The organism is Martinezella tropici, assembly GCF_003287875.1.
Lineage (GTDB): Bacteria > Pseudomonadota > Alphaproteobacteria > Rhizobiales > Rhizobiaceae > Rhizobium > Rhizobium tropici_C.
Genome location: NZ_QMKK01000047.1, coordinates 1 through 13,024 on the forward strand (window position 1 = coordinate 1; position 13,024 = coordinate 13,024).

Consider the following 13,024-nt stretch of genomic DNA (forward strand, 5'->3'; position numbering starts at 1 on the left):
ATGAGCATTTTGCTCACAATCGCCCGGTCATGGAGCAATGACAAATCGATTTCGCTGACCACGTAAATAACTGGTCACACGTTCGTGTCCCTCACATCAGGTTTTTTGTCAATTGTTCATTCGAGTGGCATCGAATTTCTCCTTGGTGAGTGGGATCCACGGTCTGAGCCCATGGCAATTACCTGCCCGGTTCTCGAGCCTGTACAACCTCACATGCGGTCGCCGCTCTTTGGCGGCAGACACCAATTTCCCGCTTTCGCGAGCGCGGGTTCAGGAGAACGGGACCAATCTCAAGATCGGCGGTTGAAGCCAAAAGGAATCCCGGTCCGTTCACCTGGATCCGTCAGGGCTGATCAGGCCCTGAGGATTGGAATTTGTTTTTCACGGGCGCTTCCCGCTTCAGGCGGTTTTCATGATTGCACCTTCGATCAGGACGCCAGAGCTCATGCGCGAGCTTCACGGTCGTCGTTACGCCGTTGATCAGAATGATCTCGTGGCTCCAGTCGAACTGGTAAGCCTCACCTGGCGCATAGTAGAGCGGCACATAGGCTTCCGCCGTCACGGCTCCCCGGTTCTTCGCCCAGGTCTTGGCATATCGCCGGATCGCGTCATAACTGCCATCGTAGCCGAGTGCCCGAACCTCCTCGTAAATCCGGATCAGCGTCAGCCGTTCGCGTGACGGCTTGCCCTCATTGGCTGTCAAAAACCGCTCGATCTCGGCCTTCCACGCTCCGATCCTTGGCAGCGGTTGCCGCTCCCGTTCATAGGTAAAATCGGTCTCGTCGGAGCGCAGTATCTTGCGAACCGTGTTGCGCGATACATGGAGTTCCCGGACGATCTTCTTCACTGACCAGCCCTGCACATGGAAGGCCCGTCGAACACGCGCAATCGTATCCACTCGCTTCAACTCCCGCTCCATCCGCCGCCAAAAGCCGGATGGTCAGATGAAATCTGAGGGGGGTCAAAATTGGATGCCGATTACCCCGCCAAGGGGGTCAAATTTGCACGCCGAAACACAATCAGCCGAGTCGACGCGAAAGCGGGTAATCTGGCGCGTCGTAGAGCGCACGGATCTGGTTCTGATCGAAACGCGCCTCGTCAATTTCCAACATAGACCCACGCTGCTGACTGCGTGGCATGTCTTCTATTGCGAAACGGAGGGCCTCGGCAGCTGTCTCGAACCGCCGATAGCGAGGGCCGCTTATTCCAGCTTTCGACTTGCCGGCGTAAAGTCCAGCTCCGCCCGTATAGTCGAACCGGGTCACATTTGCGCCCTCGCGGTTGCGACAGGATGACGGAGGCGACGGGCGGCATCTCGGACGGTCCGTTCGCTATCGCGCAGTTGGCGCTGGCGCAGCTGCATCCCTTTTCGAAGGTTGAAGAGCTTTTCGGCACTGGAACCGGCTTCGGCGGCAGGTGCACGAAACAGCGCTTCTGCGGATTTTCGGGTGGTGTAGCTTGTCATTTTGTCCTCGAATAATGAGCGCGTTATCGCGCCCTTTGCGATGGTATTGGCGTGACAACGCCGAGCTATTTCTTGCTGAAGCTCGCCGTATGGCCGCCCGTGAGCTTGACCTGCGCGCCAGATGGCGCGGGTGCCGCTGCTGCGGATTTGTCTTTTTTCGGTTTACGGATCTCGCGGTTGCTACGCGTTTGGCCTTTGGCCATGGGTTTATCCTCTGGCGCCCGGATAAATGTCGGCGCTGTTTGAGCTGGAGTGATTTGGGTCGGCGTTTGTCTCGAAGCAAATTTGCTAAACTGGGAGGAGTGTCCTGCCTTGAAGTATCGTCCGCATGTGGGTTTTTCCGTCGATGCCGAAATTTGGAAAGGCACTCATCGCCGCCACGGGCAGGATTCGCTGAGCGGCTCGGGTGACCACGGTTTCGAGAAGCGCGCGAAGGGTCGCTTGTTCATGATATCCGAATGGACTCGAACGAGCCAGATTTTGTGAAACGTAGCCGGAATACTCGTTGGAAGACATCGCGTCCTCCTCTCGGTTGGGTAAAGCCATCGGAAAGACAGCGATGCCTATGATACGGCTATTGCGTCTGCCACATGCCTGCCTCGCCGTTTGGGCAGGCTATTGTCATTTCTGCCTGCGGGCCGCTCGGGCTAGATGTTGCAGCGGTTGAAACCAGACCCATCCTTCCGGATGGTACAGGTACAATGCTGTCACTGGGGCATAGCCGGTGGGGGTGCCAATCTCTCTCGCGAGAAAAACAAAAGGCCGGGCATGAACCCGACCTCTCACAGTCATTCAGCTTTGCTGCCAGTACATCCGTGGTCAACGGTGCGAATGACCTTATTACGCCGCCTGAAGGTTGTCGGCAGAGTTCTTGCCGGACTTGCGGTCCTGGACGATGTCATAAGTAATCTTCTGACCATCCGAAAGTGAACGCATGCCGGAGCGCTCGACGGCAGACACGTGCACGAACACATCCGTGCTGCCATTGTCAGGCTGAATGAAGCCGAAGCCTTTGGTGGAGTTGAACCACTTTACAGTACCAGTGTTCATAACGATTTCCTTTCAAAGCAATCGTTGTGGTTCCCGCGATGCCTTGCGGGATTAGATCGATTATTTGAGAGGAAATCCAACGGGAGCATAAAGCTCTGGAACGACGTCACAAGCATTGGTCGATAAACAACATATAAGCTCAATTTTTGGTTTTGCAATACCTATCTCGTTTTTGTTCTAAGCTCCTGTATCCTTTCAGCATCACGGTATGCTCAACGAAAATGCGCGAGATCTAGCGTGATGGCGCTGGATCGAGCTTTTGAATAAGCAGAGGTCGCAGCTTTCAGAATTCTTGGCCGCAATGCATCGAACGCCGTCAGGTAGTCTGCCTCGCTGGCATTTCGATGCGATTTCTCGCAGGCCAAGACTTCGGTCGCCAGATAGAATTTGATCTCGAACATCCCGTCGTATCCGGTGAAACGGACACAGCGATTTCTGTCGTCAAAACTACGAGCTTCGTTTGGGAAGGAGATGCCCATCAGCGCCCACCCTCATCTTGCCACCGGTCAATAGCGCTACTCTTGAATTGGGGATCAAGGCTTGCTCGCGTCGACGACTGTTTCCGGTTGGCGAGAGAACTCGGGAGAGCCGATTTTGTCCTCACACCCCAGCGGAACTCGGTTGAGAGAAAGAGTGAGGCGTCACGTTTCATGTCGGAAGTCGCGTCCGACCGAAATCCCCGGAGGCCGGCGGACCTTAAGACTTCCCTGACCAACTTGAAGCCGGCGGGTTCGATATGCGATGCTGCTGGATTGGAAGACATCACATCCTCCTTTGTTGGGGCAAGGTTCTGCACCCTTGGTGACAGCGCCCTGAAGACAAGCCGTCACTACCATCTAAGTCGTGCTGAAATACTGGATTACAAGGGGAGGCCGGGTAAAGAGGTCTGGAGCCATAACCAAGGATCGTCGAGAACTACGCTCGACAACCGAAAAGGGAGAGAATTTCTGGCCTTGACGCGCGACGAAATAGCCGGGCAGAAGTTCAACTCCCTTCAAGAGCAAAAGGAATTATCTTCGCCCCCTGAACCGGTCGAATGCCGACAAACGCTGGATCGGCGGGTCGGCATCCTCCCAGTGGTAGATTTCGTTTCGCAGGAACTGAAGCTCATCGTCCATGGCCTCTTCTGCGATCTCGATCCACCACGCTTTCGGCCGGCCGTCACTGCCATCGGACCAGCGATAGCCCCGTTCCTTCAGCCGGTCCTTGAGGTCGAAGGGTGAGTTTTCCGCGAAGATGCGAACGCGGGAACGCAGGCTTGCCTGATAGAGCTCGGCGAAAGGTGTTTGATCGTTATCGCCCTGAGCGAGCGCCAGCACCTCCAGCAGCGCAAAGCAATCATCGACCGCCCGGTGCCCGACATGAAAATAGCCACTCTGGTTGATGAGATAGCCAAGCTTGGTTCCCTCATATCCCCTGGCGCTCCAATCGATCTCGGAATTGGAACAAGCCCATGCCTTGCGGGCAAAGATCGAGGAGAAGGCTTCGCAGAACGGGCGATCGAAGCCGGCATTGTGGGCAATGACGAGATCGGCGGGCTCGATGAGCGCGCGCATGGCCGCCAAGTCGATCATCTGGCCGAGGACCATGGCGTCGGTGATGCCGGTCAGCCGGGTGACGTCGGCCGGGATCGGAATGCTCGGTTGCTGCAGTCCGCCATAGACACCGGTGATATCGCCGATCTCGCCGTCCTCATTGAAAGTGAAGCCGATCAGGCCGATTTCGATGATCTCGTCCTTTCTGGCATCGAGCCCTGTGGTCTCGGTGTCGAGGATGACAGCCCGAAGCGGATAGCCCGGCCTGGGAGCAGCAGCAATGGGCCGAGCTTCGAGTTTTCTCAGGATTTGGTAGCGGCCGGTTGCTTGCAGGATCCGCACCATCTCAGTCTCGTCAGGCGCTGATCCGGGCTGGCCGTGCGCGCAGGCTTGGCGCCGACGTTCTGTGAACGGGCTGAGCATTCTCCGAAAACATGTCCAGCTGAGACGTCATGGCCTATCCGACGAAAATGATCGGCGTGAATTTAACGCCTTGGTTGACTGATGAGAAGCTTTCGATCGAGCCGGCGAGCGATACCCACGGATATTGCGAATAAAGGGCTTATTGACGAGGATGAAACCCCGATCGGTATGATTGGGCATCCTTCGACAGTTCGTACCTTACTGCCGAGCTGAAGCAGGTTGCCCCAGCTTTGTGGCCCACCAGTCGGTCGATAGGCCGGACGAATTTCTGCTCTGCGAGCATTATGGCAAAGAACCAGATTTCATCGATCATCAGGCGCCGCCACATTTCAAAGAATTTGTCCTCGGGCGGGCCGTGCCGCTTCTCGCCGCGCGCGCGCCTTCCGTTTACAATCCTGGTTTGACTGACGCCTCCGAGATAGTTCGCTGGCCGAGGAACTGCGTCCTCACCGGCACCACGTTGTACAATTCACTTAAATCATACTGCAATTTAACAATCGTGGGGCCTATCACAGCCCTCGAACAGAGCTGGAGCGGAACCTTCAGCCGAACTTGCCTGGATCAACCGGCTTTCTCTTATACCGTTGACGAACCACGTCATTCCTGGTCCAGATTTCTGCAGGTTTGAAGCCACAGTATTTATTATCGCGAGAATTTGACCCACTTTTTCATTTCGCGGTGGTCCAATCGGACCGTTAAATGGCGTTTGCCGACAAAATGATAGCCCGGATATTGTGGGTCAATGCGAAATGAAAAGTGAGTTAAATCATCCTGCAATTCAACAGTCACGGACATTCTCGAAGACCGGGGCGTAGCTAGACTAGTCCTGCGAACCGTGGCGCGGTAGTCGTAAACGCTACACCGGATAAAGCTTTGGGTTGCGAACTTACACATTCTTAATATTTAAGCCCCAGAACCTGATGTCTGAACTTGGTTGGAGATTTGAAGATTGCCGTTCTCCCGCGCCCTCGCTCTCAGCAACCCTCTAGATGAAGTACCCGACCTGAGGTCGCTGCCCACCCGTCGGCAGGTTGTATCGCATCCTTTTATTGAGAAGCTGCGCGGAGCGGTTCCATTTGATTTCTTTGCGGTGTCAGGCCTGGACCTCGATGGCTACCGGTTCGGGAGCGGACACTCGATCGACACGGATGTTCCGCCAGCCTTTCTTGACGCCTATTATGGCGATGACCTTCTGAAATCCGATCCTTTCGTGATTGCATCGCTGTCGTCCGCGAATGTGGTCGTTGAGGAGGACGTCTATGCTGAGACACCTCCTCCCCAGAGGCTGCAATATCTCGCCAGGACTTTCGGTGTGCTCAATCGTACACTTTTTCCTATCCGACGCGGTGATGTAGTGTTCGGCGCTGTCACCTTCTCTCGTTCAACACCTTTCTCACAGGAAGAAATCGCATTCCTGGGCGAGATCGCCGAGATCACGCACCGTGTGCTAACCCGACCTATCATGGACAAGTTCTCGGCGCAGACCCTGAAACTGATCGAGGGCGAGATCAGGTGCCTAAGATTTGCAAGCCTCGGCAAGACGACGGACGAGATCGCCGCAGTGAGCGGTTATACACCTGATACCGTCAACAGCTACATGAAGACCGCGATCCGGAAGCTCGGTGCGGACAATCGCGTTCACGCGATCGCCGAGGCGATCCGACGCGGGCTAATTTCCTAGCTTACGATCCGACGGAAGTGGTGTGATCGCGTTAGCTGCCTCAGCGAGACCGCCTTTGAACGCTCTTTACAACCCTTGGGGGTTGGGTTTGAGCAGAATGTGCACCTGCTGAGCGAATGCTCATGTACACCCAACGAAATTAAGATTTTGTTCGGTGTTTAACCCTAGAAATAGGGGGCGGGAGGAAGGGTTGTCACAGTATCGATCAGCCGGCTGACCTGTAACCGAATGCTACGGCCTCGAAGTCCAACAGAGCCCAATGGACGGACACGGCCCTTGGCAGACATGGAGCGCATCTTGGGTATTATGTCTTTGGGTTTCTCGTCCGATGCCAGGGCCGTGCTCGCTGCAATGAGCAAGTCGCAAGCGATCATCGAGTTCGATCTCACGGGAAAAATTCTCTCCGCCAATCCGAACTTTTGCGCGGCGCTCGGTTATGAGCTGAGCGAAATCGTGGGCCAGCATCATCGAATGTTTGTCGATCCAGCCGAGGCCTCGAGCGCCGAATACCGCCAGTTCTGGAGCGATCTGGCTGCTGGCAAGTTTGACCAGCGCCAATACAAGCGCATTGGCAAGGGCGGCAAGGAAATCTGGATTGAGGGCTCCTACAACCCGGTCTTCAAGGGCGGTAAGCCCTACAAGGTCGTCAAGTTTGCAACCGATATTACGACCCAAAAGCTGAAGAGTGCCGAGGATGCCGGAAAACTGGATGCGCTATCGCGGGCTCAGGCCGTGATTGAATTCACACCTGCGGGCGAAATTCTGACGGCCAACGAGAACTTTCTCAGCACTCTCGGATACCAGCTGTCGGAAATCAAGGGAAAGCATCACTCGATCTTCTGCGAATCCGCCTACACCAACAGCGACGACTATCGCAAATTCTGGACCCGGTTGGCGGGAGGAGAGTTTGTTGCCGATGAGTTCATGCGCCTGGGCAAGGGCGGAAAGAAGGTCTACATTCAAGCCTCGTACAACCCGATCTTCGACATGAACGGCAAGGTATTCAAGGTCGTCAAGTTCGCGACTGATGTCACGAAACGCGTCGAAAACGTCGACCAGCTCGCATCCGCTCTGCAAGGACTTGCCGACGGCGATCTTACCCGGCAGCTCAGCATGCCCTTCTTGCCGACGCTGGAGAAGCTCCGGTTGGATTTCAACAGCGCTGCGTCCAAACTCCGGTCCGCAATGGAGACCGTTTCACAGAATGCAGGCGCTATTGCAGCCGCATCGCAGGAAATCCGAACCGCCTCCGATGATCTCTCCCGCCGCACCGAGCAGCAGGCTGCTTCCGTTGAGGAGACGGCCGCCGCCCTTGAGGAGATCACTACTACCGTTTCCGGCTCGAGCAACCGGGCTCAGGAAGCTGGCCAGCTCGTGCGCAGGACGAAGGAGAATGCCGAGCGCTCCGGCCTCGTGGTTCGACAGGCGGTTGAGGCGATGGGTAAGATCGAAGCCTCAGCATCGGAGATCGCCAATATTATTGGTGTGATCGACGAGATCGCGTTCCAGACAAATCTGCTGGCCTTGAATGCGGGTGTTGAAGCCGCTCGCGCCGGCGACGCCGGCAAGGGCTTTGCGGTTGTCGCACAAGAGGTTCGGGAGCTTGCCCAACGCTCTGCCAAGGCCGCGAAGGAGATCAAGGATCTGATCGGTACGTCCAACGGTCATGTCAAGAACGGTGTTGCTCTCGTCGGCGAAACCGGCAAGGCCCTGGAGGAGATAGTCGGGCAGGTTGTCCATGTCGACAGCAACGTCGGGGCGATCGTGGACGCCTCCCGCGAGCAAGCGACAGGTCTGAAAGAAATCAATACGGCCGTCAACACGATGGACCAGGGCACGCAACAGAACGCTGCTATGGTCGAGGAGACATCTGCAGCCGCTCACGGTCTCGCCAAGGAAGCTGACGCCCTGTTCCAACTTCTGTCCCAGTTCAATATCGGCGGGGCGCAATCCCAGCGTTCGGCTCCGAGCGCTGCATCTGCCATACCTCGCGCGGCTGGCAATCCGGTGCGTCAGATGACGGCCAAGGTCGTGCATGCGTTCCAAGGCAACGCCGCCGTTAAGGGCGGCGACAGCTGGGAGGAGTTCTGATGACGGGCTTGAGCACCAATATGAACGGTCAAGCGACGCTGGACATCATTGCATTCCAGCTTGGCGAGCAGACATTCTGCATTGAGACGACGTCCGTTCGCGAAATTCGCGGATGGGCGGCCTCGACGCCACTGCCACACACGTCCGATGAAGTTCTCGGCGTGATCAACTTGCGCGGGACCGTCATTCCGACGATCGATCTGGCCCGCAAACTTGGGATGCGGCCAGGCGAGACGACCGAGCGCAGTGCGATCGTGGTGGTGGAGGTGCACGGAAAGCCGATGGGACTTGTTGTAGACCGGGTGACCGACATGCTCTCCGTCACTGCGGATCAACTTCAGCCGCCCCCCGACGTCATCGGGTCCATCGATCGATCCTGTTGCGAGGGGATCATCACGCACCCATCGGGAATGATTTGCTTCCTTCATTTGACGAATATCTTCGCACCGGGAGATGAGGCTATCGCAGCGTAGACCGGTCGAAGCGGCGTCATTCACGCCTGCCTCCTTCTCCTTAAGCACCGCAATGATCTGCTCTTCCGTAAATCTCTTCTTCTTCTTCATTCGTCCGTCCTTAATCAGGCCGGACTCTAATCCAATCTGGAGGAAATTACCCGTGGCACGTCAATATCGATCTGCTTCACTTGAGGCGTCCTATAACATTTCCGCAAATCTAATATAGTTGTTGGGTTTGCGCGAGCTCGACGGCGAGCAGCGGCCTCAATGACTTACGCGAAGACTTCGTCATCGCAACAGTGCACCCAGACAAACCTTAACGATCCGAGTCTTTCCGTGACGCCACGACCGCAATAGCTGCCCTAGAATCCGTTTGTTGTTACCTCATTACCTCATGCACGGCAGTGAAGCAGCCGGTGCTGTCCGAGCTAGCATTCCGTTGTTGAGCAGTCACTATCGGTCAAGGCGATCTCCACGTAGTCTGGCTTCCACCACCTTTGGTCTATCGATTTCCGGGGTGCCCAAGCCAATTGTGTACAGAGGCCATGACGCTCTCCTTCACCTCAGCCATCCAGTTTCGAACGATCTCGACGCGATCCATAATCCATTTGAGCCAGCCGTAGGTCAGAAGCTTGTCACGGCCCCCGTGGAACAGGCGCTCAACCAGGAGAAAGCTCATCAGATAGGCCAGTGCGATTATGACCAGTCCGGAGATCACATGGCCCCGGGCGATCACGACCAATGCGTAGATCTTTAGAGGTTCGGCAATCGCGAGCGGAACGACAAAGAGAACGAGTATAACGCCTCGTGGCAATGAACCGACAAACTCGCCAAAGTGCTTTACGATGGAAAGCGAAGCAAACCAGTTCACGAGTGGCCGATAAACAGGCCGGGCGATCTCGCTGATGATGACGAGCGCAGCGATGATGAGCCGCAGGGGCAGTAAAAGGAACTGCCAGGCAGACTGGTGTCGGTGTTTCATGACCATTTTCGAATGCCTGGAAGCGCCATCAATCTGTTGACGTTATGCCGCTTGTTTGATTTTCGCCAAAATTCGCCGTGTCATCTCGAATGCTCTCTTCCTATGAAGGATAATCAGGTCGATCTTCCCAAAACAAGCTATTTGACACGCCATGGCGGGTTAACGCGATTTTGCCCGGCAAAATACAGCAGGACGCGATTGCCGCCGGGATCAAACAGCTCGGCTTCCCGCTAGAGCCAACTTTTATCTTCCGGCGGGCTTGTGAATTGAGGTCCTTTCTTCTCCAGCTGGCTAACCGTTTCGTCCAAATTGTCACATTCAAAATACACCGTTGTCCCACCACCGTTGCTCTTGCTTTCATGCAGTGAGAATGTGCTGTCGCCGTCCGGGCATAAGAAACGAGCATAGCGGGGACGTGCATCGACGACGGGCTTGAGGCCAAGAGTGCAATAGAAGTTCCAGCCCGCATCGAGGTCAGACATCGTTACCGTCACTTGATTCAAGCGCATGATCTATGGCCTCCAGAACCAACCCGTTGCTGCCGTAATATGTGGGCGATGGGCACTGGATCATGCAGCCACCGTGCGCAAGCAAATTCAAGGGGAGCGGGGGTATATTCCGATTGTGAGCGGACATGGTCGTGCGACGATTACCAAGCACCAACAAGCGAGTTGCCAATGAGCGGTACGGCGCTGGATTTGCCATCCTGATGCCGCACCGTGATCGCTGCCTGCATCTTCCTGGGAGATTTTCGAAACCAGTTCGCGGCGAGGCTGGCAAGGTCTCCAATCATCGGATTCTTGCGCCAATCTGCGAAACGTCGGCTCGTTGCATCAGGTTCGGAACGATAGAAGAAGTCGCCGGACTGGCTCAAATCATTGATGGACGGGCGCATGGATGAGAGCGGCCGCTGAAACATCTTCGGTGGTATCACCAAATCCGGCATGCTCTGTGAGAATGCAGGGGCCATGAAATCGATCGCCCAATCGTCAGCCTCGACCCAGCAATGGAAGTTCTCCCCAGCGCCGGAGACGTACCCATCGTCGCGCTGGTCTGCGAACAGGATGTACTTTCCATCAAGATTGTAAGCTGCCAATCCGCTTTTTGCCTTTGCCTTGACCTTGAAGTGGTGTTCCAAGATGAAGGCCCCGAAGGTGCTGAAGTACATCGAAGCCGTCGCCGGATCGGCGTTTTCGTTGATTAACAGGCTGTTGATGACCCGGTAAATCCGATTATAGTCGCTTTGCGTGATCAACATCGCCGGTCCCCTTAATCCCGATGGTTGGCATTCCCGTAAGCGACGGCGGCGGCGGTGTAAACTCCATATGTGGCGGGTCGCAGCGACGAATTCGATTTCAGTCTTGCCCGTAATCCAATTGTCGACCGCCTCGTCAGTGATACGCAAAATCTTCCCACACGCATCTGCATCGTCCGGTACGCACCTTTCAGCCAGTGCCAATCGATGCCCGAATATTGCGAATAAGGACGCGTCGGACAGCGTGATCGGGCGGGTGTTTCTGGACTTCCGATTGAATCGCGGTAGCACGCTTGTTAGAAGGGCAACGGCGGGGCGGATGGGCAAGACGGGATAAGCCCGGAGGGATGGTGCCCGGAATGCGGCCCGTGCCGATGCTAACCGGATTCATGCGATGGGTTCGAATCCCACACCGCCAATAACGATTGTCCAGCTTAGAGATGCTGCCACTATGACACGACCGAGATCGTTTCGAAGATATCGCATGGGAGCATGAGGTCAATACGGCGGTCTAGCAGGCTGTTGAAGAAGTCTGTGGCGTAGCGTGTTTGGGTGTGATTCTCATGTCCGTTTTCAAGGATTGGGGTATAGGTTTTCGTTTCGCTTTTCAGCGCCGAAAGAAACGGGCTGGTTATTGCAGGACGCGGCGGCATTGAGACGACGGTTGATCAGACTCTGATGCGCGGGTTGGATACCGCAGGACCGTGGTTCGTCTCGGGCCTTCCTCTGTCTCACATGGCGCGTGTTGCCGTTTCAGGCTCGCAGAATCACAACGAGGGTTACCCTGACCGGCCGCCACGCCCAGCAATAAACAGCGTGATGGAATTGAACTTGTTTTCTCCTTTCCCTTGATGCCTTTTCGTCAGGCTGCCTTTGTTGGGGTAATGGGAACTGTCGTCGCAATCGCCCAGGCGAAGGCAGCGAGCTCGCGCGCGATGGCGACGATGACGATGTTTGTGGGGCGGCCACTAGCCTGCATGCGCCGATATCGTTGGCATAGCCGCACCTGCGCCTTCCAGGCGATCGCCCTGATCGCTTCAGGCAGCCCCTCCGTTCGTTTCAGGATTTCCTGGCTTACACGCGCAGGCAATCTATAGGTCCATGCGCCTTCGACCAGCATGCGCCGCGCACGGGTGTTGCCGGCCTTCGTGATTGAACCCCGCGACACGCTGGCCCCGGTCGAGCGCTCTTTGGGAACCAGACCCAGCCATGCCATGAACTGCCGGGGATTGTTGAAGCGTCTGAAGTCGCCGATCTCCGATACCAGTGTCACCGCCGAGATCTGTGCGACACCGCGCAGGGCCTGGATCGCTTCGACGACAGGGTTAAGCGACCAGTCCGGCAAGAGCGCCACCATCTGCCGGGTCAACCGCTCACGCCGTTCCTCGATTTGCTCGATGGCACGAATATATTCTTCCATAGCGATCTGCTGCGCACGGTGATCAAAGCGCTGTGTCGCCAGCCAGTTTCGATGAGCTCTTGTCCAATGAGAGCGGCCTTCGAAGACCCGCCCGTGCCGGAGCAGGAACGATAAAAGATGCTGGCGCGCGCGCCGTAGATCCGAGACCGTCACTTCCCTTGCCCGGCAGAGATCGCGCATGGCCTCATGTGTCTCGTCGGGAACCCAGATGGACGACAGTTCACCAGCGCGCAACAACGCGGCAAGCGCGACAGCATCGCGGCGATCCGTCTTGATCTGAAGCCCCGGACGGGTCGGAACCAGCGATGGCGCGACGACAAGGCATTCATGGCCAAGATCGCGAAGTTGACGATACAATCCATAACCTGTCGGGCCGGCCTCATAGCAAAGGCACAGGCGTCCGTGACGTCCAGCAAGCTTGTCGACAAATTTGCGCACCGCATCAGCACGGTTGGCAATTTCGCCGTAATAGCGAACCTCACCTTTGCGGCCCGCTTCCGCCAGACCGATCGCGATTTTTTCCTTGCTCACATCCAAACCAACGTAAACTGCGATATCATCGACCACGGCTCGTCTCCTATGTTTGAGGCTCTGGCGCTGCAGCTAACCCTCGTTCTGAACATAATGCGAGACGAGCCACCCTGCCGGCTAAGGACATGGGGTCTCA

General features: G+C 56.2%; 13 protein-coding genes and 2 pseudogenes. 4 read left to right on the forward strand and 11 right to left on the reverse strand.

What is annotated here, in order from left to right; genetic code table 11:
- Positions 1-445 precede the first annotated feature (445 nt).
- The 7 genes and pseudogenes from DQ393_RS22020 to DQ393_RS22050 all read right to left on the reverse strand — a co-directional run.
- A pseudogene (locus DQ393_RS22020) lies at positions 446-907 on the reverse strand (helix-turn-helix domain-containing protein); the annotation flags it as partial.
- A gap of 354 nt (positions 908-1,261) precedes the next feature.
- Positions 1,262-1,465 carry a hypothetical protein gene (locus tag DQ393_RS33225; RefSeq protein ID WP_145645616.1) on the reverse strand — a complete coding sequence of 68 codons (204 nt, stop codon included), beginning with the start codon at positions 1,463-1,465 and terminating at the stop codon, positions 1,262-1,264.
- A gap of 65 nt (positions 1,466-1,530) precedes the next feature.
- Positions 1,531-1,668 (reverse strand): hypothetical protein, encoded by a 138-nt coding sequence (locus DQ393_RS33510; protein WP_181592403.1) that lies wholly within the window; start codon positions 1,666-1,668, stop codon positions 1,531-1,533.
- Between the two features lie 85 nt (positions 1,669-1,753).
- On the reverse strand, positions 1,754-1,981 hold the full coding sequence (locus DQ393_RS33230) for a hypothetical protein (RefSeq protein WP_145645614.1): 228 nt from the start codon (positions 1,979-1,981) through the stop codon (positions 1,754-1,756).
- A gap of 324 nt (positions 1,982-2,305) precedes the next feature.
- Entirely contained in the window at positions 2,306-2,515 is a 210-nt protein-coding gene (locus DQ393_RS22035; protein ID WP_112343857.1) for a cold-shock protein, read from the reverse strand.
- A 212-nt stretch (positions 2,516-2,727) separates the two neighbouring features.
- Positions 2,728-2,994: a DUF1488 domain-containing protein gene (locus tag DQ393_RS22040; RefSeq protein WP_112343858.1), complete on the reverse strand. Its 267-nt coding sequence runs from the start codon at positions 2,992-2,994 to the stop codon at positions 2,728-2,730.
- Between the two features lie 531 nt (positions 2,995-3,525).
- The gene (locus DQ393_RS22050) at positions 3,526-4,473 is read right to left on the reverse strand and encodes a 3'-5' exonuclease (protein ID WP_181592404.1); all 948 of its coding nucleotides are present in this window, start codon (positions 4,471-4,473) and stop codon (positions 3,526-3,528) included.
- A 172-nt stretch (positions 4,474-4,645) separates the two neighbouring features.
- Between DQ393_RS22050 and DQ393_RS34345 the strand changes: the two genes are divergently transcribed.
- The 4 genes from DQ393_RS34345 to DQ393_RS22070 all read left to right on the forward strand — a co-directional run bounded on the left by DQ393_RS34345 (position 4,646) and on the right by DQ393_RS22070 (position 8,718).
- A complete protein-coding gene (locus tag DQ393_RS34345; RefSeq protein WP_112343860.1) occupies positions 4,646-5,101 on the forward strand; it encodes a putative quinol monooxygenase in 456 nt (151 codons plus the stop codon).
- 321 nt (positions 5,102-5,422) lie between these two features.
- Positions 5,423-6,154: a helix-turn-helix transcriptional regulator gene (locus DQ393_RS22060; RefSeq protein ID WP_112343861.1), complete on the forward strand. Its 732-nt coding sequence runs from the start codon at positions 5,423-5,425 to the stop codon at positions 6,152-6,154.
- A 306-nt stretch (positions 6,155-6,460) separates the two neighbouring features.
- Positions 6,461-8,245, forward strand: coding sequence for a methyl-accepting chemotaxis protein (locus tag DQ393_RS22065; protein WP_112343862.1), 1,785 nt, complete (start codon positions 6,461-6,463; stop codon positions 8,243-8,245).
- Complete coding sequence (locus tag DQ393_RS22070; RefSeq protein ID WP_112343863.1) at positions 8,245-8,718, forward strand: chemotaxis protein CheW; 474 nt, start codon at positions 8,245-8,247, stop codon at positions 8,716-8,718. The genes DQ393_RS22065 and DQ393_RS22070 overlap by 1 nt, the downstream gene beginning before the upstream one ends.
- A 484-nt stretch (positions 8,719-9,202) precedes the next feature.
- On the opposite strand, the gene DQ393_RS22075 is transcribed toward DQ393_RS22070, so the two are convergent.
- From DQ393_RS22075 to DQ393_RS22090, 4 genes and pseudogenes are all read right to left on the reverse strand, one after another.
- Complete coding sequence (locus tag DQ393_RS22075; protein ID WP_112343864.1) at positions 9,203-9,688, reverse strand: hypothetical protein; 486 nt, start codon at positions 9,686-9,688, stop codon at positions 9,203-9,205.
- Positions 9,689-9,819: 131 nt separating this feature from the next.
- A pseudogene (locus DQ393_RS22080) lies at positions 9,820-10,191 on the reverse strand (VOC family protein).
- 140 nt (positions 10,192-10,331) lie between these two features.
- Positions 10,332-10,940, reverse strand: a complete 609-nt coding sequence (locus tag DQ393_RS22085) for a DUF2026 family protein (RefSeq protein WP_112343865.1) — start codon at positions 10,938-10,940, stop codon at positions 10,332-10,334.
- Between the two features lie 859 nt (positions 10,941-11,799).
- Positions 11,800-12,924 (reverse strand): IS110 family transposase, encoded by a 1,125-nt coding sequence (locus DQ393_RS22090; RefSeq protein WP_112339943.1) that lies wholly within the window; start codon positions 12,922-12,924, stop codon positions 11,800-11,802.
- Between the last annotated feature and the right edge of the window lie 100 nt (positions 12,925-13,024).